At 42.6% G+C, this 23,796-nt stretch carries 23 protein-coding genes and 1 riboswitch; of the genes, 14 read left to right on the forward strand and 9 right to left on the reverse strand.

Translation table 11 applies throughout. The features are described 5' to 3' along the window. Window positions 1-56: 56 nt before the first annotated feature. Both CDG61_RS07680 and CDG61_RS07685 read left to right on the forward strand, forming a co-directional pair. Window positions 57-1,295, forward strand: coding sequence for a CaiB/BaiF CoA transferase family protein (locus CDG61_RS07680; protein WP_087550214.1), 1,239 nt, complete (start codon window positions 57-59; stop codon window positions 1,293-1,295). 183 nt (window positions 1,296-1,478) lie between these two features. Further along, window positions 1,479-2,393 carry a LysR family transcriptional regulator gene (locus CDG61_RS07685; protein WP_087550213.1) on the forward strand — a complete coding sequence of 305 codons (915 nt, stop codon included), beginning with the start codon at window positions 1,479-1,481 and terminating at the stop codon, window positions 2,391-2,393. A 44-nt stretch (window positions 2,394-2,437) separates the two neighbouring features. Here the strand turns inward: CDG61_RS07685 and CDG61_RS07690 are convergent, their stop codons facing one another. Both CDG61_RS07690 and CDG61_RS07695 read right to left on the reverse strand, forming a co-directional pair. After that, entirely contained in the window at window positions 2,438-3,343 is a 906-nt protein-coding gene (locus CDG61_RS07690; RefSeq protein ID WP_087550212.1) for an alpha/beta fold hydrolase, read from the reverse strand. A 7-nt stretch (window positions 3,344-3,350) separates the two neighbouring features. Further along, window positions 3,351-3,902 (reverse strand): PadR family transcriptional regulator, encoded by a 552-nt coding sequence (locus CDG61_RS07695; protein WP_087511619.1) that lies wholly within the window; start codon window positions 3,900-3,902, stop codon window positions 3,351-3,353. A gap of 162 nt (window positions 3,903-4,064) precedes the next feature. On the opposite strand from CDG61_RS07695, the gene CDG61_RS07700 reads away from it, so the two are divergent. The 3 genes from CDG61_RS07700 to CDG61_RS07710 all read left to right on the forward strand — a co-directional run bounded on the left by CDG61_RS07700 (window position 4,065) and on the right by CDG61_RS07710 (window position 7,987). Further along, window positions 4,065-6,089, forward strand: a complete 2,025-nt coding sequence (locus tag CDG61_RS07700; RefSeq protein WP_087550211.1) for an NADPH-dependent 2,4-dienoyl-CoA reductase — start codon at window positions 4,065-4,067, stop codon at window positions 6,087-6,089. A 268-nt stretch (window positions 6,090-6,357) separates the two neighbouring features. After that, window positions 6,358-6,762: a nuclear transport factor 2 family protein gene (locus CDG61_RS07705; protein ID WP_087550210.1), complete on the forward strand. Its 405-nt coding sequence runs from the start codon at window positions 6,358-6,360 to the stop codon at window positions 6,760-6,762. A 145-nt stretch (window positions 6,763-6,907) separates the two neighbouring features. Then, window positions 6,908-7,987 carry a YheT family hydrolase gene (locus CDG61_RS07710; protein WP_087550209.1) on the forward strand — a complete coding sequence of 360 codons (1,080 nt, stop codon included), beginning with the start codon at window positions 6,908-6,910 and terminating at the stop codon, window positions 7,985-7,987. A gap of 92 nt (window positions 7,988-8,079) precedes the next feature. Here the strand turns inward: CDG61_RS07710 and CDG61_RS07715 are convergent, their stop codons facing one another. Together CDG61_RS07715 and dkgB are read right to left on the reverse strand one after the other, a co-directional pair. Beyond that, the gene (locus tag CDG61_RS07715) at window positions 8,080-9,261 is read right to left on the reverse strand and encodes an MFS transporter (protein ID WP_087550208.1); all 1,182 of its coding nucleotides are present in this window, start codon (window positions 9,259-9,261) and stop codon (window positions 8,080-8,082) included. Between the two features lies 1 nt (window position 9,262). Beyond that, complete coding sequence (dkgB, locus tag CDG61_RS07720; RefSeq protein ID WP_087550207.1) at window positions 9,263-10,069, reverse strand: 2,5-didehydrogluconate reductase DkgB; 807 nt, start codon at window positions 10,067-10,069, stop codon at window positions 9,263-9,265. Window positions 10,070-10,178: 109 nt separating this feature from the next. On the opposite strand from dkgB, the gene CDG61_RS07725 reads away from it, so the two are divergent. Continuing rightward, complete coding sequence (locus CDG61_RS07725) at window positions 10,179-11,069, forward strand: LysR family transcriptional regulator (RefSeq protein ID WP_087550206.1); 891 nt, start codon at window positions 10,179-10,181, stop codon at window positions 11,067-11,069. A gap of 73 nt (window positions 11,070-11,142) precedes the next feature. On the opposite strand, the gene CDG61_RS07730 is transcribed toward CDG61_RS07725, so the two are convergent. Further along, window positions 11,143-11,577, reverse strand: a complete 435-nt coding sequence (locus tag CDG61_RS07730) for an internalin (protein ID WP_087511626.1) — start codon at window positions 11,575-11,577, stop codon at window positions 11,143-11,145. A gap of 228 nt (window positions 11,578-11,805) precedes the next feature. On the opposite strand from CDG61_RS07730, the gene CDG61_RS07735 reads away from it, so the two are divergent. From CDG61_RS07735 to CDG61_RS07765, 7 genes are all read left to right on the forward strand, one after another. Next, window positions 11,806-13,446 (forward strand): CTP synthase, encoded by a 1,641-nt coding sequence (locus CDG61_RS07735; protein ID WP_087550205.1) that lies wholly within the window; start codon window positions 11,806-11,808, stop codon window positions 13,444-13,446. A gap of 30 nt (window positions 13,447-13,476) precedes the next feature. Next, a complete protein-coding gene (kdsA, locus tag CDG61_RS07740; protein ID WP_087550204.1) occupies window positions 13,477-14,334 on the forward strand; it encodes a 3-deoxy-8-phosphooctulonate synthase in 858 nt (285 codons plus the stop codon). Window positions 14,335-14,392: 58 nt separating this feature from the next. After that, the gene (gene eno, locus CDG61_RS07745) at window positions 14,393-15,682 is read left to right on the forward strand and encodes a phosphopyruvate hydratase (RefSeq protein WP_087550203.1); all 1,290 of its coding nucleotides are present in this window, start codon (window positions 14,393-14,395) and stop codon (window positions 15,680-15,682) included. A gap of 17 nt (window positions 15,683-15,699) precedes the next feature. After that, window positions 15,700-16,101 (forward strand): septum formation initiator family protein, encoded by a 402-nt coding sequence (locus CDG61_RS07750; RefSeq protein WP_087550358.1) that lies wholly within the window; start codon window positions 15,700-15,702, stop codon window positions 16,099-16,101. Then, complete coding sequence (gene ispD, locus CDG61_RS07755) at window positions 16,061-16,780, forward strand: 2-C-methyl-D-erythritol 4-phosphate cytidylyltransferase (RefSeq protein WP_416240711.1); 720 nt, start codon at window positions 16,061-16,063, stop codon at window positions 16,778-16,780. The genes CDG61_RS07750 and ispD overlap by 41 nt, the downstream gene beginning before the upstream one ends. A 115-nt stretch (window positions 16,781-16,895) precedes the next feature. Next, window positions 16,896-18,032 (forward strand): rod shape-determining protein RodA, encoded by a 1,137-nt coding sequence (gene rodA, locus CDG61_RS07760; RefSeq protein ID WP_087550357.1) that lies wholly within the window; start codon window positions 16,896-16,898, stop codon window positions 18,030-18,032. Window positions 18,033-18,261: 229 nt separating this feature from the next. After that, window positions 18,262-18,350, forward strand: a riboswitch (glycine riboswitch). 117 nt (window positions 18,351-18,467) lie between these two features. Then, window positions 18,468-19,760 (forward strand): D-amino acid dehydrogenase, encoded by a 1,293-nt coding sequence (locus tag CDG61_RS07765; protein ID WP_118847346.1) that lies wholly within the window; start codon window positions 18,468-18,470, stop codon window positions 19,758-19,760. 63 nt (window positions 19,761-19,823) lie between these two features. Here CDG61_RS07765 and CDG61_RS07770 read toward each other — a convergent pair whose 3' ends face one another. Further along, window positions 19,824-20,696 carry an acyl-CoA thioesterase gene (locus tag CDG61_RS07770; RefSeq protein ID WP_171405583.1) on the reverse strand — a complete coding sequence of 291 codons (873 nt, stop codon included), beginning with the start codon at window positions 20,694-20,696 and terminating at the stop codon, window positions 19,824-19,826. 51 nt (window positions 20,697-20,747) lie between these two features. After that, on the reverse strand, window positions 20,748-21,398 hold the full coding sequence (locus CDG61_RS07775; RefSeq protein ID WP_087550199.1) for a hypothetical protein: 651 nt from the start codon (window positions 21,396-21,398) through the stop codon (window positions 20,748-20,750). A gap of 98 nt (window positions 21,399-21,496) precedes the next feature. On the opposite strand from CDG61_RS07775, the gene ispF reads away from it, so the two are divergent. Beyond that, window positions 21,497-21,982, forward strand: coding sequence for a 2-C-methyl-D-erythritol 2,4-cyclodiphosphate synthase (ispF, locus tag CDG61_RS07780; RefSeq protein WP_087511634.1), 486 nt, complete (start codon window positions 21,497-21,499; stop codon window positions 21,980-21,982). 110 nt (window positions 21,983-22,092) lie between these two features. On the opposite strand, the gene CDG61_RS07785 is transcribed toward ispF, so the two are convergent. Next, window positions 22,093-22,617: a protein tyrosine phosphatase family protein gene (locus CDG61_RS07785; RefSeq protein ID WP_087511635.1), complete on the reverse strand. Its 525-nt coding sequence runs from the start codon at window positions 22,615-22,617 to the stop codon at window positions 22,093-22,095. Window positions 22,618-22,690: 73 nt separating this feature from the next. Beyond that, window positions 22,691-23,782: a 3-deoxy-7-phosphoheptulonate synthase gene (locus CDG61_RS07790; RefSeq protein ID WP_087550198.1), complete on the reverse strand. Its 1,092-nt coding sequence runs from the start codon at window positions 23,780-23,782 to the stop codon at window positions 22,691-22,693. Window positions 23,783-23,796: the final 14 nt, after the last annotated feature.

The following is a 23,796-nucleotide window of genomic DNA, read 5'->3' on the forward strand; positions in this document are numbered from 1 at the left end:
TCATATCAATAGAACAATTTTTTCATTAAGAAACCAGAAAGGATAGGGATTTGGCAATGGGTGCTTTAAAAGGAATCAGAGTGCTTGATTTGAGCCGTGTACTTGCAGGTCCATGGTGTGGTCAGATACTGGCAGATCTTGGTGCTGAAGTGATCAAAATTGAAAGACCGCAGGTGGGTGATGATACCCGTATGTGGGGACCGCCATGGATGAAAAGTAACGATGGCGATTTAACCCGTGAATCCGGATATTTTCAGTGTGCCAACCGAAATAAACTCTCAGTTGCAGTTGATATTACAACGGCTGAGGGACAGCAGCTGATCCGTGAAATTGCTCAGGATTCAGATGTCATTATAGAAAACTTTAAAGCAGGTTCATTAAAAAAATATGGACTGGATTATGAGTCTTTGAGTGCTTTGAATCCATCATTGGTTTACTGCTCCATCACTGGATTTGGGCAGACTGGACCCCGTGCGGCAGAACCTGGTTATGACTTTATTATTCAGGGTATGTCAGGGCTGATGAGTATTACCGGTGAGCCTGAAAGCGAGGGAGGCAGCTCACAGAAAGTGGGTGTGGCAGTTGTGGATATACAGACGGGGCTGTATGCAACGGTTGCCATTCAGGCAGCACTGCTTGCCCGCCAGCATACTGGTCGTGGGCAATATATTGATATGTCTTTGCTGGATGTCCAGGTTGCAACACTTGCAAACCAGGGAATGAATTATCTGACTTCAGGTAAAGCACCGCAAAGAATGGGAAATAAACACCCTAATATTGTGCCATATCAGACCTTTAAGGCGAAAGATAAGGAGTTTATACTGGCTTGTGGAAACGATAAGCAGTTTAAAGACTTATGCCATGCAATCGGTCTGACCGAGATTGCAGCAGATGAGCGTTACAGTAGAAATCAGGACAGAGTACGTAATCGTGAGACTCTGATTCAGTTGCTGGGTGACTGGTTCAGAACTGATACAGCCGAAACCTGGGTCAATGCCATTCATGCAGTCAAAGTTCCAGTCGGTATTATCAATTCCATTGAAGATGCACTGAATGAACCTCAGGTTTTGCACCGAAACATGGTGGCATATGTCCCCCATGTGCTGAATGATGAATTTACAGTGATCGGTTCACCAATCAAACTTTCAGATACACCAGTGGAATATAAAAATGCTCCTCCTCAGCTGGGTGAACATACACAACAGATAGTGGCAAGATACCGTAATGAGCAGGAAATACAGCATTTGTATGACCAGGGAGTAATAGAGCGTTTGGCTCAGAATGCAGAAGTTTAATGACTTTTTAAATAAACAAGGTCAATCATGGTTGCTCCCGTTTTCGGATTCATTCAAATGAGTCCGTTTTTTTTTGGAAACCCATGAGTTCAGTTTTTCTGGAAAATTGTAGCATTTAGTACAATTGCTGTATTCAGCATCCATGCTAACGTCGCGTTCAGATCAGATGAAGCGGAAACAGGCATGGAACTCAGGCATCTCAAATATTTTGTTGCTGTTGTTGAAGAGCAGAGTTTCACACGTGCCGCAGAAAAACTGTTTATTGCCCAACCACCTTTAAGCCGTCAGGTTCAGAACCTTGAAAGTGAACTGGGGATTCAGCTGTTTGAAAGGGGAAGCAGACCTTTACAGACCACAGCAGCGGGTCATTATTTTTATAAACAGGCATTGAAAATCCTGTCACAGACTGAAGAAAGTAAATCTATGGCAAAGCGTGTTGCCTTACAGGAACGCACTGTCAACATTGGCTTTGTGGGCTCACTGCTGTATGGATTACTGCCACGGATTATTCATTTACTCAGACAGCAGCGTCCAAATATTCAGACAGAACTTGTTGAAATGACTGCAAGCGAACAGATTCAAGCACTTAAAGAGGGCATCATTGATGTAGGGTTCAGTCGGACACGCCTTTCCGACTCCTCCATTCGGCGGGTGCTGTTAAGGGAAGAACGCTTAATGGTGGCTGTGCATTCAAGTCATCAAGTGGCTTCAATGCAGAGCGGTGTCTCGCTGGAGCAACTGGTCAATGAAAGTGTGTTTTTATATCCACGAACCAACGGTCCTGGTTATTCCTCTCAGATCAAAGCATTATTTACAGAATACGGTCTGGAACCGAGGCACTTACGTGAAGTCAGGGAAATACAGTTGGCCTTGGGTCTTGCAGCTGCAGGAGAGGGAATCTGCATTGTGCCGGAAAGTGCTCAGATGATGCATTTCAGGCATTTAAGCTATGTGCCGTTGCTTGAAGATGCAGCGGTCAGCCCTATTTTTCTGACCATGAGAGACATGGATGAAAGTGAAGATATCCGTGCGCTGCTGGATTGTGTATATCAGGTATATGATCTTGAGGCGATCAGATATGATCGTGTGATTTTATAAGTGATCTTTAAACTGAATTAAAGATCACCTTCTGTCTTGATGGATTAGGCAATTGACTTTAAGAACCTGGAGATTTCAGAACGGAATTTTACCGGTTCAGTAATCAAAGGTGTATGTCCTGATTTTTTAAAGATCACCTGTCGTGCATTCAGCATACTGTCAGCAATAATTTTCTGTCCTTTTGCTGGATATAAAACCGATTCCTGTCCTGTAAAAAACGTTGTTGGACAGGTCAGAGTGGAAATGGCACTCCGATAATCTTCATTGTGATGTAAATAATTGTTTACATACCACTTTAAATAATCCAGTCGCTGAACAGGCAGAATGTAAGGCTGAAGTTTCGGACGGTTCAATGCAATACCAAACAGATAAGGAGCAACTTTATTGCTCGCCTGAAGTTTAATAAAATCGAGCCATAATTCAACCAGACTTCTGCGGTCAGTGTCATCCAGTTCCTTCAGCAGTTTTTTGTCTGTGTGTGCGTTGAGCAGCTGAGATATTTCTTTAAGCAAGTGACGGAATTCAAACTGCTTTTTACCAAAAAGACCATAATTCCAGGTTTCATCGACACGAATTTTTGGGGTCTGGTCAATATGCAGATAATGGGAGATTTTATCGCCAAAATCACCATACTGCATGCCGTGCATGGCAGTTGTCGCACCCATTGAATAAGCAATGACGGCAAAAGATGGCAGTTCCAGCTGTGTGATCAGGCTGTCAATATCACGCCAGTGACTGGAAATTGCATCCATTTCAGGAATGGCGCAGCGGTTTGATCCGCCAAAACCACGCCAGTCAGGAATAATAAATTTATATTTCTGGTTAGGCAGTAAAAATGGAATCCATTGCCAGCTCTGCATACCTAAACCTGAAAGTACAAGTACGGGCTCTCCCTGTCCAATTTCACGGACAAATAATTTTTCACCATCAGGCATGTTGTAATATGGCATAGCTTACCTATTTCGGGTCATTTTCAGCGAATTTCTGAAGCGGAGGAATAAGTTGTTCAAGCCAGTGAATCCAGCCTTTCTCCAGATCAATTCCCAATTGTAAGATCATTTTATGAATAAATAATGTTCTATTTTGTTCATCTGCATGAGCAAAGTCTTTGGCAAAAATCTGTTCATAGACAATTAAATTGTCACGATGAATTTTCAGGTGTCTGTGCAGTTCAGGCAAAATACTGTTTCCACCCAGTTGTGCCTCAGCACGCAGGCGCACCATAATTTCTTCACGTAACTGGGCAGGCTGTCCCTGTTTGCTCATCCATTCGGTCAGTTCGATACGACCAGGTTGTTCCACCTGATATGTTTTTTTACGTCCGGTATCGGCTTCATCTTCCAGTGTGGAAATCCATCCTTTTTTTTGCATGCCATTCAGTTCACGATAAATCTGCTGATGGGTTGCATTCCAGAAGAAACCCATGGAACGGTCAAAACGTCGTGCAAGTTCAAAACCTGTACTTGGTTTTTCCATCAGACTGGTCAGTAAAACATGGGCTAAAGACATGGCTGTAATATTTCACAAAAAATGAAGCTTGAGTCATTATGCAACATGTTGCATAAAAATCAAATCTCGCTTATAAATAACACATGAATTTATGCAACAAGTTGCATTAAGCAAAAATACAATTGAACATGAGCAAGCGTATCGCAAGCCAAGGGAGTACACATGTCAAATTATCCACATTTACTTGCGCCTTTAGATTTAGGCTTTACTACATTAAAAAACAGAGTGTTAATGGGTTCTATGCACGTAGGACTTGAAGAAGTGGATGGTGGTTATGACCGTATGGCTGCTTTCTATGCAGAGCGTACAGCAGGCGGTGTAGGGCTGATCGTAACAGGTGGTATTTCACCGAATGATCATGGGGTGACATTTTTCGGTGGTTCGAAACTGGATACTGTAGAAGAAGCAGAAAAACATAAAGTCATTACCCAGGCGGTACACGATGCAGGCGGGAAAATTGCATTACAGATTTTGCATACAGGGCGTTATTCTTATCAGCCTGAAAATGTTGCACCATCAGCAATTCAGGCACCAATCAATCCAACTAAACCACATGCTTTAACGTCTGCGGAAGTACAGCAAACGATTGCTGACTTTGCCAATTGCGCAAAAATGTCACAGATTGCAGGCTATGATGGCGTGGAAATCATGGGTTCAGAAGGTTATCTGATCAATGAATTTATCGCAGCGCGTACCAACCATCGTGATGATGAATGGGGCGGTAGCTATGAAAACCGTATTCGTTTCCCGATTGAAATTGTGCGCCGTACCCGTGAAGAAGTGGGTGAAAACTTCATCATTATCTATCGTTTATCTATGCTTGATCTGGTTGAAGGTGGTTCAACCCTTGAAGAAGTGATTCAGCTTGCTAAAGAAATCGAAAAAGCAGGCGCAACCATTATCAATACAGGGATTGGTTGGCATGAAGCACGTATTCCAACGATTGCGACCAAAGTGCCTCGTGCAGCATTTACATGGGTCACTAAGAAGTTAAAAGGTTCGGTGAATGTGCCTTTAATTACCTCAAACCGTATCAATACCCCTGAAATGGCTGAACATGTTCTTGCTCAGGGCGATGCGGATATGATCTCAATGGCTCGTCCAATGCTTGCAGATTCGCACTTTGTCGCAAAAGCTGAACAAGGTCGTGCAGATGAAATCAATACCTGTATCGGTTGTAATCAGGCGTGTCTGGATCATATTTTCTCTATGAAAATTGCCACTTGTTTAGTGAATCCACGTGCATGTTATGAAACTGAACTGATTTTTAAAGATTCAGCGAATGTTAAAAATATTGCGGTGATTGGCGCGGGTCCTGCGGGTTTAAGTTTTGCAACCTATGCGGCTGATCGTGGTCACAAAGTCACGATTTTTGAAGCATCAAATCAGATTGGTGGTCAGTTCAATATTGCGAAAACCATTCCAGGTAAAGAAGAGTTCTACGAAACTTTACGTTATTTCAAACGTAAAATTGAACTGCAACCGAACATCAAGCTGGTATTGAATCATACTGCGACTTACGAAGAACTCAGTGCGGAAAACTTTGATGACATCGTGGTCGCAACAGGTGTAACACCACGTCATTTAAATATCGAAGGCATTGATCATCCAAAAGTATTGTCATATGTCGAAGTGTTGCGTGACCGTAAGCCAGTTGGTAAAAAAGTCGCGATCATTGGTGCGGGCGGTATTGGTTTTGATACTGCAGAATATTTATCGCATGAAGGCGAAAGTGGCAGTCTGAATCCTCAAAAATTCTATGATGAATGGGGTATTGATACCACTTATGAGCATGTCGGTGGTTTGAAAGCACCTGAAGTTGAACAGTCTCCACGTGAAATTTATTTACTACAACGTAAAACCAATTCTGTTGGTGCAGGCTTAGGTAAGACCACAGGTTGGATTCACCGTACAGGTTTAAAACACCGTCATGTCAATATGATTTCAGGTGCAAGCTACGACAAAATCGATGATCAAGGTCTACATATCACAGTGGGTGAAAAAACCATGATTTTAGATGTAGACAATGTGGTGATCTGTGCAGGACAGGAACCGTTTACTGCAATGTTTGATCAGCTTCAAGCCGATGGTAAGTCTGTGCATCTGATTGGTGGTGCGAAAGAAGCGGGCGAGCTGGATGCAAAACGTGCCATTCGTCAGGGTGCTGAACTGGCGATGGTGATTTAACGGTAAGCTCCCTCTCCCTTTGGGAGAGGGTTGGGGTGAGGGAGTTAAGGGTTTTAAAGTCATGATTTTAGTTGTTTTAAATTAAAGATTGAAATAGAAACTTTTATCTTCTTTTAAAAGCACCTCTCCCTTGCGAAGTACACTTCTCATCTCCTGAAAGGAGAGGGAATATCACGTATTTTTAATGTGAGATTCTCCCTCTCTTGCGCCATATATGGCTCAGGGAGAGGGACGGGGTGAGGGGAAAATCAATTTAAAAGGACATAAAATGAGTTACAAAAACACCAAACCAGCCATTCAAAAATGGCACGAAATGATCAAAACACGTGACATGAGCATCCTCAGTGATTTACTCGCTGATGATGTGGTGTTCCGTTCACCTGTGGCGTTTAAGCCTTATGAAGGGAAACAGGTGGTTTATTTTATTTTGACCAATGTGATTCAGGTCTTTGAAAACTTTACCTATCACCGTGAATTTTTTACTGAAGATGAGCAAAGTGCGGTACTTGAGTTTTCAGCGGTTGTTTCAGAAAAACAACTGAAAGGCATTGATATGATTCGTTTCAATGAACAGGGTCAGATTGTTGAATTTGAAGTCATGATTCGTCCGCTCAGTGGCTTACAGGCACTTGGGGCTCAGATGGGCGAACGTATAACAAAGTATCAGCCCTAACAGTGCTGTTATTGAATAAATAGCCTAAGTTAAGTCCAGGCTGAACAGTTCACCTGTATCATCCTGATATGTACATCATGTCAGGGTGAAGCGTTGTAAACCAAGTTAAAACCGTGCGTTTGTGTACAAAGTCAGAGATATTGTTATGCCTATTTTGAATAAATTTAATCAATTTACCCAGGCGGTACTGGATCAAATCACAGGAGCAGAGCAACCCAAACTTTATTACAACACGCATGGACAGATTAAGCATGTACTGGATCATCTGCCACAATTGCACCAGAAATATCGACCTACACCGTGGTTAAGCAACTCTCATGTACATTTGCTGTATTTTGATGTGATTAAAAAGAAAACCATCAAACTGAAGTATGACCGCACAGACCAGCTGACCATGCAGGATGGTGGTGTTACGGCAGTCACCTGGCTGGGTTATGATTTACCGCAGAATGTCCCGACAGTTGTGATTATGCATACCATTACAGGTACACCTGAAAGTATGCGTGAACTGGTAAGAGATCTGCACGAATATACAGGATGGAGAATTGCGCTTTGTCTGCGCCGTGGGCATGCAGGTTTGCCGATGCCTGTGCCGCAGATGTCGATTTTTGGTTCAGTGTCAGATTTACGGGAACAACTTGATTTTATTCAGCAGACATTCCCTCAGTCAGAACTTTATGCTGTTGGTTCATCGGCAGGTACGGGATTACTGGTGCGTTATCTTGGTGAGGAGGGACTCGATACTCCGTTTAAAGCTGCTTTTGCCATGTGCCCAGGTTATGACACAGAGCTTGGCTTTAAAAATGTTCATCCTTTTTATACCAAAATTATGACTAAAAAACTGGTCAAGGCATTTATTCAACCCTATGAGCAGACCTGGAAAAAGGTCAGTTCCGTTCAGGCTGTGCTGAAAACAACAACGCTTGAAGAATTTCAGAATGAATATTATGAAATGGCAGGTTTCACTGATTATCAGCAGTATTCTCAGGCAACCAACCCCATTTATGTTTTTGAAAATGTAAAAATTCCTTTAATGGTTTTAAATGCTGAAGATGATCCTGTCTGTTCGATCAAAAATTTTGAGCCATTTAAGCAGACCGTACAGCAGATGGAAAATATTGTCGTTGTTACCACCCGTAAAGGCAGTCATTGTGGTTTTTACGAGGGCTTACATACCCGTTCGTGGGCATCGAAGTTAATGGCAGATTTTTTAAAGTTATATTGATTTAAAATTGATTTAAAATTGATTCAAAAGTGTTAAAAATAAAGTCTGTTTCTACAGACTTTATTTTTTAGGATAAATATTCAGTGGTGTTTTTATGATTCAGTACATTTTTGTAATGAAGTTGTACTTACATTATCATGCTGCATCTGAATAAAAACGAGGATCAATGCAGCCAGGCTGAGTCCTGCACCAGTAAATGAAACAATATGATAGCCAAAGCCCTGATTCAGCACGTATGCGCCTGCCACAGCACCTAAAGCATTTCCAAGATTAAATGCGCCGATATTGACTGATGAGGCAAGACCTGGAGCATCGTGGGCAACCGCCATTACCCGAATCTGCAATGGTGGAACCACAGCAAATGCCGCTGTACCCCATAAGATCAGTGCAATTGCAGCTCCTGTTGCTGTCGTTGCCAGTAAGGGAAACAGCAGCATCATCGCAGTGAGCATCAACAGAAAACCGATCAGGGTTTTATTGACAGACAGATCTGCAAACTTACCACCCAGGTGATTACCCACACTGAAACCTATACCGATCAATACCAGCATCAGGGTTATCAGCAAAGGAGAGGCATGTGTAAAGGTTTTCAGACTGGGTGCAATGTAGGTGTACAAAGTAAACATCGCACCCGCACTCATGACCGTAGTCAGCAGTGCCAGCAGAACAGGTTTACGTCCCAGTACTTTTAACTCGGACAGAATATCTGTTTTTTCGGTGTTTTTACCTTCGGGAATGGCTTTCCATACTGAAAACATGGTCAGTACGCCCAACAGGGAAATAGCTGTAAATGATATGCGCCATCCAATATTCTGACCTATCCAGGTCGCAAGTGGAACACCACCAATATTGGCAATCGTCAGTCCCATAAACATTGTCGCAACAGCCGATGCCTGTTTGTCTTTAGGAACGACACTTGCTGCTACAACGGAGCCAATTCCAAAAAATGCACCATGATTCAGACTGGTCAGGATACGTGCTGCCATCAGACTTAAAAAGTCAGGTGCAAACGTCGCATAGATATTGCCGACGGTAAAAATACTCATCAGTAATATCAGAGCAGTACGTTTGGAGTACCTGTTCAGTAATAACGTCATGACAGGTGCAGCAATCATCACACCTATGGCGTATGCGCTGATCAGCAGTCCTGCCTGAGGAATGGAAATGGAAAGATCTGAAGCTATTTCAGGTAAAAAGCCCATCGGTGAAAATTCAGTGGTCCCAATGGCAAATGCACCAATGGCAAGCGCGAGAAGTGGATAATTGATTTTCATATCAGTCCCACTGCTCAGGTGCCAGTTCGGAAGGATTGACTTCCCGGCCATTACGCTCCAGTTGCGTAATTAACTGCATTTCTTCGGTACTCAGCTGAATGTCCACAGCTTTGAGATTTGCAGCCAGGTGTTCGCGTCTGGTTGAAGAAGGAATAACGGCATAACCTTTCTGTAAGGCCCAGGCGAGGGCAATCTGTGCTGTGGATGCCTCATGCTGTTGTGCAATACTGTGAAGCACAGGATCGTTCAGTACTTTTCCATACGCCAGTGTCATATAGGAAGTTACATCAATCTGCTGTGATTTCAGGAACTGACTCAGTTTTTCATTCTGAAGATAAGGGCTCAGTTCAATCTGACTGGTGGCAATATTTTCTGCTCCAACACTGTCTATTGCCTGTTGTGTCAGTTCAATATTGAAATTCGAAATACCAATATATTCAGTCAGTCCCAGTTTTTTTGCCTCAAGCAGATTCTGCATCATGTCATGAACAGAAATTCCAGACTTAGGTGCCGGCCAGTGGATTAAGGTCAGATTGACTGCATCTGTACGCAGTTTTTGCAGGCTGTCTTTTAAACTCGGAATCAGTTTTTCAGCTGAGAGATTTTCCGTCCATATTTTTGTGGTGATAAAGAGCTTTTCACGGGATATATGGCTTTGCTGAATGGCTTGTCCAACTTCAGCTTCATTGCAATAAATCTGAGCGGTATCAATGGCGTTATAACCCATTTCAAGTGCCATTTTTACAGAATCAATGACAGTCTGTCCTGTGAGTCTGAAGGTGCCAACGCCAGTTTTTGGAAGAATCATGTTTTAAACTCAGTACAAATTTTCAATGACGCAATTCTGCATTTTCTTAACTTGATTAAAAATGGGTTAATCTGCAAAATATTATTGACTAAAATTCAATAATGAATCAATGAAATCAACATTTGAAGAATTACAGGCTTTCGTAACTATCGTGGACAGTGGTTCGATTGTTGCTGCTGCGGAGCATCTGAGCCAGACAACTTCCGGTGTAAGTCGTGCTTTAAGCCGACTGGAAACCAAACTGAAAGTGACTCTGATTGAGCGTACAACCCGAAAACTGAAACTGACTCAGGAAGGGCAGCTGTTTCTTGAAAAAGCACGTAAAATTTTACATGATCTGGCAGAAGCTGAAGATTCATTGCTGAAATCGGATGAGGATATTTCAGGTTTGATTCGGGTGGATTCTGCCACGCCATTCATTCTGCATGTCATTGTGCCGCTGATGCATGAATTTATGCAGAAATATCCAAAAATTGAAATTGAACTGAATAATCATGATCAGATCATTGATTTACTGGAACATAAAACAGACGTTGCGATTCGTTTTGGTGAACTGAATGATTCAAGTTTACATGCAAAACTGTTGTGCAGAAGCAGACTTTATCTGGTTGCAAGTGCTGAATATATAGAGCGACATGGGCGTCCTTTAAAAACAGAAGAGCTTGTTGAGCATTCTCTGATTGGTTTCAGTCAGTCTCTGCATCTGAATACCTGGCCTGTTGAGTTAAACGGTATGCCATATACAGCACGACCCGTCATCAAAGCATCAAATGGTGAAACAGTACGTCAGCTTGCCCTGGAGGGTCTGGGAATTACATGTCTGTCACGCTTTCTGGTACAGGATGACTTAAACTCGGGCAGACTGGTCGCATTGCTTGAAGATCAGATCAAAATTGAATATCAAAAAATACATGCTGTGTATTATCAGCGTGAACATTTACCGAAAAGAGTGCGGTTGTTTATTGAATTTCTCGCTGAAAAACTGAAATTCTATCTGTAACACAAGGGGCTGTTATTTTTATGACCAATAAAAAAACCGACAGTTGTCGGTCTTTTTACAGGATATATAAAGATCAGTTATCCAGTGCAGGTGTTGCAGCAGCAATTGCAGCAGCGACAGCATCATCCTCAGTCTGAGCACCTGAATTGTTTGGTTTAGGTTGTATCGCCTGAGTGGGTTTGTCTTCTGCTTTAACAGCTTCAGCTTTTACAGTAGGTCTTGTCTGCTCAGCTGCATTGGCTTCTGTTTGTGCAGGTCGTGTTTCACGACGGATTTCAGTTGTCGTGTTTTCAGTTTCATGACGTTCCACTTCTACATGCTCAGGAATCTCAGCAGCAGGCTCCGGGTCTACAGATTCAAGCGGTTCAAACTGAGCAGGTTCAGAAGCAGCAGCCTGTTGATTTTCAACCTGTTCCTGTTCGTCATCCTTAGGTGTCTCTTTCTTAACACATGCTGTAAAAAGAAGAGCCGTGGCAATTGCGCCACAAATTAAAAGTTTTTTATTCATAATTGCACTTAAACTAAAGCTGTAAAACGATGTCCGTAGTATAACAGCAAAATAGAATATGAAAATCATCACAGCTTGTGCAGTTTTTTTATCGGAAATGCTGATAGAATAACCAATTGTTTATTGTTCTATGAATTGATGTGAATTGACTTTGCTTTCCTGGTACAAGGTAAAGTAAAATCGCACAACATTGTAGGCCAATTTAGGCTCCATTGTACGAGAAACTTAATGACCCATTTTATATTCGTGACTGGTGGTGTTGTATCATCGCTGGGTAAAGGTATTTCAGCTGCTTCTGTTGCTGCACTTTTAGAAGCCCGTGGTTTAAAAGTAACCATGGTCAAAATGGATCCATACATTAATGTCGATCCTGGGACTATGAGCCCATTCCAGCATGGTGAAGTATTCGTCACTGAAGATGGCGCTGAAACAGATCTTGACCTGGGTTATTACGAACGTTTCTTACGTCGTGCGAAAATGACCAAACTGAACAACTTCACATCAGGTCGTGTGTACCAGGATGTTCTGAACAAAGAACGTCGTGGTGACTATCTGGGTGGTACAGTTCAGGTTATTCCCCATATTACGGATAATATTAAAGAACGTGTTCTTCGCGCAGGCGAAGGCTATGACGTGGCTATCGTGGAAATCGGTGGTACTGTAGGTGACATTGAATCTCTCCCATTCATGGAATCTGTACGTCAGCTCATGGTTGAACTGGGTCATAAGCGCACTATGCTTATGCATCTGACCCTTCTTCCATACATCAAATCTGCTGCGGAACTTAAAACCAAGCCAACTCAGCACTCTGTAAAAGAACTGCTGTCTATTGGTATTCAGCCAGATATTCTGATCTGTCGTACTGAACACGATGTTGATGCTGACACAACCCGTAAAATTGCACTGTTCACCAATGTTGAAGCGCGTGCAGTTGTCGTCTGTAAAGATGCCCGTTCAATCTACCAGATTCCACGTACATTCTATGAGCAGAATGTTGACGATTTAATCTGTGAGCGTTTCGGCTATAACGATTTACCAGAAGCTGATCTTACAGACTGGGACAATGTTGTAGAAGCACTGTTGAATCCTGAATATACCGTTCGTGTTGCGATGGTCGGTAAATATGTGGAACTGCCAGATGCATATAAATCTGTCAATGAAGCACTTTTACACGCAGGCGTTAAAAACCGTGTAAAAGTTCAGATTGATTATGTCAACGCTGAAGAACTTGAAAGCCAGAACCCTGCTGAAGTATTGAAAGATGCTGATGCGATTCTTGTACCTGGTGGCTTTGGTGAACGTGGTACAGAAGGTAAAATGCAGGCAATCCAGTATGCACGTGAAAACAAAATACCGTTTTTAGGTATCTGTTTGGGTATGCAGCTGGCTGTGATCGAATATGCACGTAATGTTGCAGGTATCAAAGATGCAACTTCAACGGAATTCAACCGTTCAACTAAATCACCATTGATTGGTCTGATTACAGAATGGCTGGATGAACGTGGTGAAGTACAGCAGCGCTCTGTAGAATCTGACCTTGGTGGAACCATGCGTCTGGGTGCTCAGAAGTCTGAACTGGTTGCAGGTACAAAAACTGCTGAAGTTTACGGCAAAGCGGAAATTGTTGAACGCCATCGCCATCGCTATGAAATGAACAACCGTTTCATTCCTGCGCTTGAAGCTGTGGGTATGAAAATTTCAGGTTATTCTCCTGTACAGCATCTTGTTGAAACAGTAGAAATTCCTGACCATCCATGGTTTATTGCTGTACAATTCCATCCGGAATTTACAAGTTCACCTCGTGATGGACATCCATTATTTGCAGGCTTTATTGATGCTGCGAAAAAACAGTATCAGAAAGGCAAATAAGCTTTTAGCCCATTAAACCAGGAAGTTTAAATGTCACAATTAAAAGCACAGGAAATTGTACGTTTAGGCGATATACAGATGGCAAATCACTTGCCATTTGTATTATTCGGCGGAATGAATGTACTCGAGTCAAAAGATTTAGCTTTTGAAATTGCAGAAACTTATGTAGATATCTGCACACGTTTAGGAATTCCTTATGTGTTCAAAGCAAGCTTTGATAAAGCCAACCGTTCAAGCCTGCATTCTTTTCGGGGTCCAGGTCTTGAAAAAGGTGTAGAGTGGCTGGCGGACATTAAAAAACATTTTAATGTCCCGATCATTACGGATGTACATGAGCCATATCAGGCAGCTCCTGTTGCTGAAGTTGCTGACATTATTCAGCTTCCTGCTTTTTTAAGCCGTCAGACTGACCTTGTTGAAGCAATGGCAAAAACGCAAGCCATTATTAACATCAAAAAAGCACAGTTTCTTGCACCACATGAAATGCGTCATATTCTGCATAAGTGTCTGGAAGCAGGCAATGACAAGCTGATTCTTTGTGAGCGTGGTTCTGCATTTGGCTACAACAATCTTGTTGTGGACATGCTGGGCTTTGACATCATGAAAGAAATGGAAGTACCGGTTTTCTTTGATGTAACACATGCTTTACAGACACCAGGTGGTCGTGCAGATTCTGCCGGTGGCCGTCGTGCGCAGATTACAACATTGGCACGTGCAGGAATGGCAACAGGACTTGCGGGTCTGTTCCTTGAAGCACATCCAGATCCTGAGCATGCGAAATGTGATGGTCCTTGTGCTTTACGCCTGTCTCAGCTTGAACCGTTCCTGGCACAGATCAAGGAACTGGATACGCTGGTCAAAGGCTTTAAAAAACTGGATACACACTAAAAATTTAACCTTGTGCTGCGTACTGCGCAGTCTATATTAATCAACCGAGGAATTGTTCATGAGCCAAATCGTTGACATTCGTGCACGTGAAATTTTGGACTCTCGTGGTAACCCAACCATCGAAGCAGACGTAATCTTAGACTCTGGCGTTGTTGGCCGTGCATGTGCACCATCTGGTGCTTCAACTGGTTCTCGTGAAGCTTTGGAACTTCGTGACGGCGACAAATCACGTTACTTAGGTAAAGGTGTCCGTACTGCTGTTCAAAACGTAAATGGTTCAATCAAAGACCTGTTAAAAGGTCAGAACGTATTTGAACAGAAAGCGCTTGATGACAAAATGATCGCGCTTGATGGTACTGAAAATAAAGAAAAATTAGGTGCTAACGCAACTTTAGCAGTTTCTCTGGCTGCTGCACGTGCTGCTGCAACTGAAAAGAAAACTGAACTGTTCCAGTATATCGCTGACTTACGTGGTCAGACGACTCTGTCTATGCCTGTACCAATGATGAACATCATCAATGGTGGTTCGCATGCGGACAATAACGTTGATATTCAGGAATTCATGATTGAGCCAGTAGGTTTTACATCATTTGCTGAAGCTTTACGTGCAGGTGCTGAAATTTTCCATTCATTAAAATCAGTTTTAAACAAAAAAGGTTTAAATACTGCTGTTGGTGATGAAGGCGGTTTTGCTCCGAACTTACGTTCAAACGAAGAAGCAATCACTGTAATTCTTGAAGCGATTTCACAGACTGGCTATAAAGCTGGTTCTGATATCATGCTGGCACTGGACTGTGCATCTTCAGAATTCTACAAAAATGGTCAGTACATTCTTGCAGGTGAAGGCAACAAAGCATTCACAAGCAACCAGTTTGCAGACTATCTTGCAGGTCTGGTAAATCAGTATCCAATCATCTCGATTGAAGATGGTCTGGATGAATCTGACTGGGAAGGATGGTCTTATCTGACATCTGTTCTTGGTGACAAAATCCAGCTGGTTGGTGATGATCTGTTCGTTACAAATCCTAAGATTTTACAGCGCGGTATTGATGAGAAAGTGGGTAACTCCATCCTGATCAAATACAACCAGATCGGTACATTGACTGAAACTCTGGATGCAATCTATCTTGCGAAAGCAAATGGTTACTCTACTGTTATTTCTCACCGTTCAGGTGAAACTGAAGATTCTACGATTGCGGATCTTGCAGTAGGTACAGCAGCAGGTCAGATCAAAACTGGTTCACTTTGCCGTTCTGACCGTGTAGCAAAATATAACCAATTACTTCGTATTGAAGAATTGACTCATGCTGCTTATCGCGGTAAAGCTGAGTTCAAAGGTTTGAACTAAGCGATTGAATGCCATTTATGTTAAATGTCTTCGGCTCCACAGCGAGCAAAATGTTACTGGGCCTTGCGATCATTCTGATCGCAGGGTTTCAGTACCTTTTTTGGTTTGGTGAAGGTGGTTACCGTGAACACCAGCAACTTTCTCAAAAAATACAACAACAGACAGAATTAAATAATGAGCTTAAGGAGCGTAACCGCGTTCTGGCGGCAGAAGTGTATGATCTGAAAAATGGCGTGGAAGCCATTGAGGAACATGCCCGTTTAGATCTCGGCTTGATTAAGCCACATGAAACATTTATTCAGATGAGTACGATCAGTACACAGTATCGACCGATATATATAGATCCAAATTCCAAAGTTGATTTAAGAACCAATGAAGATGGTTCAGCAGAACTGGCGGCACCACTGGATGAGTGGTAATCTTTGGGGCATTGTCCCTGCCGCAGGGTCTGGAAGCCGTTTCTCTGCTACAGCGTTAAAACAATATCAGAAGATTCAGGACAAGACTGTTCTTGAACATACGATTGATCGTTTAAATACTCTGGAACTCACGGGTTATGTGATTGCAATATCTGAAAATGATGTGCTCGCAAAGACACTGGCATTCAGTCATCAGGAGCGCGCCCATTTTTGTTCAGGTGGACAGGAAAGAGTTCATTCAGTACTGAATGCCTTGAATTATCTGAGTCAGTTTGCATCCGACGATGATCTGGTTTTTGTTCATGATGCTGCTCGTCCCTGTGTGACCGAGAGCTGTCTCAGAGAGCTGGTTCAGACAGCACAGCATGAGCAGAGCAGTGCAATTCTTGCGATTCCTGTCCGTGATACACTTAAACTTGCCAGTCAGAATGAAATTCAGCAGACTGTGAGTCGTGATCATTTATGGCAGGCACAAACGCCTCAGATTTCTAAAATTGGTATTTTAAAAGCTGCGATTGAGCATGCATTGCAGAATGGTTTAAATATTACTGATGAAGCCAGTGCGCTTGAGTTTTCAGGTCATCCTGTAAAAATTGTACATGGTCGGTCAGACAATATTAAAATTACTTATCCAGATGATCTGGAACTCGCGGATCTGATTCTCAGTGCACAGCACTGAGGTTGTATGACTCAGATTCTTCCTGTTTGATGACACAAAATTATCAAGCTTTGTGATTTTCAGTCCGTAATTTTAATTTTATAATTTCGGATTGGTTTTTGTTGAAATATTTCAGATGATCCCTTCACAGCAGTATCGTTTTTTGCGTCAGGCTTTGCGTGACGGAAGAAGCATAAAGACAGACTCTTCCCGGTGGACAAAACTGCACCTGGACCCGTGGTTATTGTGCTTTCTGATTTTGAACTCGATACTGGGATTGATGGTGATCTACAGTGCAACTGCTGCTGACACTGCAATGGTCATGCGTCAGGCAATCAGCTTTGGTGTTGGTTTTACACTGCTGTTTATCTGCGCTCAGATACCTCCCAAGGTCTATCAGACCATCTGCCCTTATCTGTACATGATTGCGATATTTTTATTGCTCGTGGTTCTTGCTGTCGGTGAAACCCGAATGGGGGCAAAACGCTGGATTTCATTGCCCGGCATAGGCAGTATGCAGCCCAGTGAGTTTATGAAATTTGCATTGCCCTTAATGATGGCATGGTATTTTTCCAAATATGCTTTTCCACCAAAGTTTGTCAATATTGTTGTTGCTTTGGTCATGATGCTGGTACCGTTTATACTGGTTGCTTTACAGCCTGACTTAAATATCGGTTTGATTATTCCCGGTATTTTTGTACTGTTTTTAAGTGGTATGTCATGGTCACTGATTCTGGGTTCGCTCTCTGCTCTTGCGGTAGCAGCACCATTTTTATGGATTTTCTTTTTACAGGAATATCAGAAAAAGCGTGTGCTGACACTGTTTGATCCTGAGTCTGATGCACTTGGTGCGGGCTGGAACATTATTCAGTCCAAAATCGCGATTGGTTCTGGTGGTATTTCGGGCAAAGGATATCTGTCCGGTACACAGTCACATTTGGGGTACTTACCTGAACATCATACTGACTTCATCATGTCGACCTATGCTGAAGAGTTCGGATTTATTGGTGTTTTTATTTTATTCAGCCTGTTTGCAGCTATTATTATCCGTTGTCTGATGATTGGATTGAACTGTTTTCATAATTTTGGACGTCTGTATGCTGGTGCAGTTGGTCTGACATTTTTCTTCTTTGTATTTTTAAACTCAGGTATGGTCAGTGGGATTTTACCTGTGACTGGTGACCCATTGCCTTTGATGAGCTATGGGGGGACAGCGGTGATAACCATGCTGGCGAGTATGGGGATTGTGATGTCCATACATACACATAAGTAGCAGACTGTTATATTTTAAAGCCTCATTCTGATGAGGCTTTTTTATTTGTAGTATTGAATTCAGATCAGAATATTCTGTTCAAATCAGATCAATACATTCCGTTATTTCAAAATATGAAAAGGATAAAAGATGCAGGGCTTAAGAACTGATCAGATGAATTATCTGCATTTCGGAAAATAACACTTCACTTTGTACAAAATATGGCATATACATTGCTATACAACAAGGAAGAATTATTGCAGGAGAGAAGTCTTCTGTAGACTCGCCGAAGGAGCAACGACCCCGGAAACTCTCAGGCAAAAGGACTGTAATAATTACAAAAAATCTGGAGAGAAGTCACTGTAAATCATACAGATGGCTCACCGAAGGGGATGGGGTTATTCAAAATCAGTTGAATAACATCCGAAGCTCTCAGGTACCAATGACAGATGGGGCATGCTTGAAAAATTGCATAAAAACCATGCATTTCAAAGGAGTGTGCGTATGTGTCATGTGGTCGTTATTGGTTCAGGAATTACAGGTGTAACTTCTGCTTATGAGCTTGCCCAGCTGGGTTATCAGGTTACGGTTATTGATAAACATCTGTTTCCTGCAATGGAGACTTCTTTTGCCAATGGCGGGCAGTTATCTGCCTGTAATGCAGAAGTCTGGAATCAGAAATCCACGGTGCTCAAAGGCATAAAATGGATGTCGCGCAAAGATGCCCCACTTTTGCTCAACCCATCTTTTGATCTGCATAAATATGCATGGTTAATGGAATTTCTTGGAAATATTAAACATTATCAGTCCAACACACATGAAACTGTGCGTCTGGCGCTGTTGGCGCGTGAGCGTCTGTTCAGTATTGCTGAACAGGAAGGGATTGATTTTAATCTGGAAAAAAAAGGTATTCTGCATTTTTATCATACCGAGCAGGATTATGCAGTAGCGACCAGTGTCAACAATATGCTCTGTGATGGTGGGCTTGAGCGATATGCCGTGACTCCTGAAGAAATGAAATCGATCGAACCGACCCTGACAGGGGAATATTATGGTGGATTTTATTGTCCAGGAGATGCCACTGGTGATATCCATAAATTTACAACGGGACTTGCAAAAGCCACCGAAAAATATGGTGTGAAATATTTATTTGGTATGGAAGTGGTTGATGTGCAGCACCATTCAAAGGGTGTCACCATTCAGTATCGGGCAAGTATGGAAAATATGCAGGGTGGAGCTGCTGCTTTTGAAGAATTACAGGCAGATGCTGTTGTCGTCTGTGGTGGTGTGGGGAGCTATGAACTGGCAAATAAACTTGGAGATCGGGTGAATGTATATCCCGTGAAAGGGTATTCAATCACTGTCCAGCTTGATGATGAGCGAAGTATAAAAGGTGCTCCGTGGGTGAGTCTGCTGGATGAAAGTGCCAAAATTGTTACTTCACGACTCGGTGAAAACCGTTTCCGTGTCGCAGGTACTGCTGAATTTAATGGTTATAACAGAGATATCCGTTCTGACCGTATCCAGCCTTTGATTGACTGGGTGAATAAAAACTTTGATATTTCGACTGAGCACAGCGTTCCCTGGGCAGGTTTAAGACCGATGATGCCCAATATGATGCCAGTGGTCAGACGAGGAAAGCGGGAGCGGGTTTTTTATAATACAGGACACGGTCATCTGGGATGGACACTTTCAGCAGCAACAGCGGTGATGATCAGTCAGGAAGTCGCCAGTTATCATCCTGTCTGATTTCAGCTGATATGCAGAAAACAGCGATTTACGTATGTTTTCTGCAAAATCGGATCATGTTTTTCAGGATTTATTTGTGATGGCAATACGCATCAGACTTTCCTGAGTACAGCTGCATACAAGGAGACCATTCTGCCAGAACTGCCCTGAATTCATTCCCCGTGCGTTTGAACTGATTGTGGACTCAATACTGTATTTCAGCCATTGATCAGCAGCGACTGGATGATGGAAATACAGACTGTGATCCAGGCTTGCACTGATCAGTCCAGGAGACAGGTAGCTCATTGCATGTGGTTTCAGTGCGGCAGTGAGTAATTCATAGTCAGACATATAGGCAACAATAGCCTGATGGAACATGGTCTGGTTATATTCTGGCGGTATATCTTCGAGTGTTTTTAAGTACTCGATATGCCCTGTAACCGCATGTGGAAGAATAACAAAACCGGCTGTACTGACAGGTCTGATTTCAATGTTGAATGGTGTCAGAAATGTTTTACGATAAGGCTCTGGAACCTGATCTGCATATTCTGCTTTCCATTCTTCTTCTGTTTTTAAAGCCTTGGGAGTAACGGCTTCTGGTTCAGCCTGTTGATAATGTGGTGCATCCTCAGGATCACAGTGGGAAATAAAAGCTGAGAAAATGATTTCGCCATGCTGAAATGCTCTGATTTGCGCAGTATAAAAAGCCGGACTTTTTCTGAGCTGCTGAACCTCATAAAGGACTGTACTGTCTGCATCTCCTGCTTTGAGGAAGTATGCATGCAGTGAGTGTACCGGTTTATTACAGAGACTGGATGAGGCAATAATAGACTGGGCTAAGAGCTGTCCTCCAAAAATACGGGAACCGAATAAGGGCAGGCTTGGTGCTTTAAAAAGATAGCTGTCTATTTTTTCAAGTTTCAGTAAATGGAAAAGTTCATGTGTTAAAGCATCCATAGAGAACGGCATCCCCAAAAGTTGACCAATGATTTGCAGTCTCCCAGGGGCTTAGTCATACAGACGGTAGACTCCTGCAAATCTCTCGCATCCTTTCTGTTCTGTTTTTATTGATAATATCGCTTTACTGTAATTGAACTGATAAGCGCAGTCATGTTCATTGTCTGTAATATTGTTCTTTTTTTCCGGTGTGGTGTAAGCAAGAAAGGAAACAGTCTGTGTTTCCAGTTTGTTGTTGGGACTGCGATAAGCCAGTCCTTCGATTTTAATGCTGTCTTTACTGAGCTGATGTACCTGTATATGAACAGGTGAGGGCGCGAGCTGTCCGTGTTCAAACTTTAAATAGTGTGAAGTCAGTGTCTGATTGAGTGAGGTATAAAAATTCAGATCATCGGTACGGATTTCAAACTGATTTTTAAAGCAGGTCATACTTTTACATTGCTGAAGCCGTTTGAACCACAGAGTGTGAGTGTCCTGCAAAAGTTGCAATGGCGCATCGCTGACATACAGTGCAGTCTGATAATGGGTTGCAAGTTTTTCACGGATTTCATCAAACTCTGAAGAACAGATTTTTTTAAGTGCAGAAGATGTTTTATCTGTGCAGTCAATTTCCTGACTGTACGCCTGGCTGGTACATAAAAAGCCCAGAAAGAACAAAGTACCTAAAGATTTGATGATTTTAAAGTCGGTTTTCAACAGCATGATCGCTTATACTTTCACTACGTTGTACTGAGCTAACTATAGCGAATCAGCGAGCTTGAATACAAGATTTCAATCATATATTTCTGAGGGAAATAACAGTGGTCGCACAGATAAGAATAGGTCAGGGACTTGATGTTCATGCTTTTGAGGAAGGAGATTTCGTCACACTTGCGGGCGTGAAAATTCCGCATACCCATGGTTTAAAAGCACATTCTGATGGTGATGTGGTGCTGCATGCACTGTGTGATGCTTTACTGGGGGCTTTGGCACTGGGAGATATCGGGCAGCATTTTCCAGATACAGATGCTGCTTTTAAGGGGGCAGACAGCCGGGTATTGCTGAAACATGTGTATCAGCTGATTCTGGACAGAGGTTATGTGTTGAATAATGCTGATATTACTGTGGCTTGTGAACGCCCAAAGCTGGCAAAGCATAATGCTGAAATGAGACAGAGTATTGCGGATGTACTGAATGTAAATATCAATCAGATCAGTATAAAAGCAACGACGACAGAACAGCTTGGCTTTACAGGACGCCAGGAGGGAATCCTCTCCACAGCAACCGTTCTGATCTCGCATGCATGAGAGTCACTTTCGGGCTGTGCTGGATTGATGATAAAAACCCTTTTAAGTAAAGGGTTTTTTATTGAACGGATATATCTGGCTGGGAAATCTGTTCGGATCGTCTGGAGTTCTCAGGAAAAATGATCCGCATGCATTAAGGAATGCTGAAGTTCACGTGTGGCTTTACGACCCTGTAGCTGTAAGGATACGGCATGGATTAATCCCGTCCAGGTCTCGTTGGGTTCCCATATTTTATGCAGTTGCTCCTGAGCATCCGGCATTTCTATATCCATGTAATACTGTCGGTACAGATACATGAGGCTGGCAACGCGATGATTTTCTGTACAGTGCAGCCAGACGGTCTGCTCCTGAACCAGATGGTCTATCATATCCAGTACAAGCAGGCACTGGTCATCTGATGGGGTATCCCATGAAATTGGTACCTGAATATAGTGCAGTCCAACTTCAAGGCAATTACGGTCTTCGTGGAGCAGATGGTTTTCATCATCGGTTAATGCCAGATTAATGATGGTATTTACACCATATTCTTTAATCAGTTTCAGCTGTTCCGCTGTTGGCTGACCGGATGTAAACAGGTGTTCGTGTATAAACTGGAATTTTTTAATCTGGCAAAGACTGTTTTCAATCTCATTCATGGCATGTTGTTCTAAAGTAATAGCCTCCACTATAAAATAAAAACGCCATCATGACGATGGCGTTTTTCACTGTTTAGCGATTTGGCAGTATGTCTTTTAAGGCATCATGCATTTCAAGCAGGGCTTTTTCAGTGGTTTCCCAGTCAATGCATCCATCAGTCACGGATTTTCCGTATTCGAGGTCACACAGATTTTCAGGAATATCCTGACGACCACCTTTTAAGTGGCTTTCAACCATAATACCAACAATGGATTTGTTACCTTCCAAGATCTGTTCTGTAATATTTTTCAGTACCAGAGGCTGTAGGTATGGATCTTTGTTTGAGTTGGCATGACTGGTGTCAATCATGATTTTAGTGCTGACTTTTGCTTTAGCTAAAGCATTTTCTGCTTCTGCGACAGAGCCTGCATCATAGTTCGGTTTGCCGTTACCACCACGAAGAACAACGTGGGCATAAGGGTTGCCGTTGGTACGGATGACAGAAACCTGACCTTCGTTATTTAAGCCCAGGAAGCTGTGACCGTGTTTAACAGACTGCATTGCGTTGGTTGCAACTGTTAAGCCACCGTCAGTACCATTTTTGAAACCGACAGGAGAGGAAAGTCCTGATGACATTTCACGGTGTGTCTGGCTTTCAGTAGTACGTGCACCAATAGCAGACCAGGAAATCAGATCCTGATAATATTGCGGTGAGTTTGGATCAAGTGCTTCAGTTGCACATGGCAGACCTTTTTCGTTCAGTTCCAACAGAAGCTCACGACCCAGGCGTAATCCTTTTTCAATATTGAAAGAGTCATTCATGTCCGGGTCATTGATCAGACCTTTCCAGCCCACTGTAGTACGTGGTTTTTCAAAATATACGCGCATAACGACATAAATGGTGTCTTTGATTTTTTCACTCAGTACTTTCAGACGGTCTGCATACTCATGTGCTGCTGTAGTGTCGTGAATAGAGCAGGGACCAATGACAACAAAAATACGTTTATCATTGCCATCCAGGATATTTCGGACGGTTTCACGACCTTTCAGAACAGTTTGGTAGGCTTTTTCATTCAGAGGTAACTCTTTTTTCAGTTCTGCAGGAGTTACGAGTGGCTGAATGCTTTGAACATTCACGTCATCAATGTCTGATTGTGTAATAGGTGTAGACTGTATTGTATTCATCGCCGTCACTGGTA

The sequence above is a fragment of the Acinetobacter sp. WCHAc010052 genome, from assembly GCF_002165295.2.
Classification (GTDB): Bacteria; Pseudomonadota; Gammaproteobacteria; order Pseudomonadales; family Moraxellaceae; genus Acinetobacter; species Acinetobacter chinensis.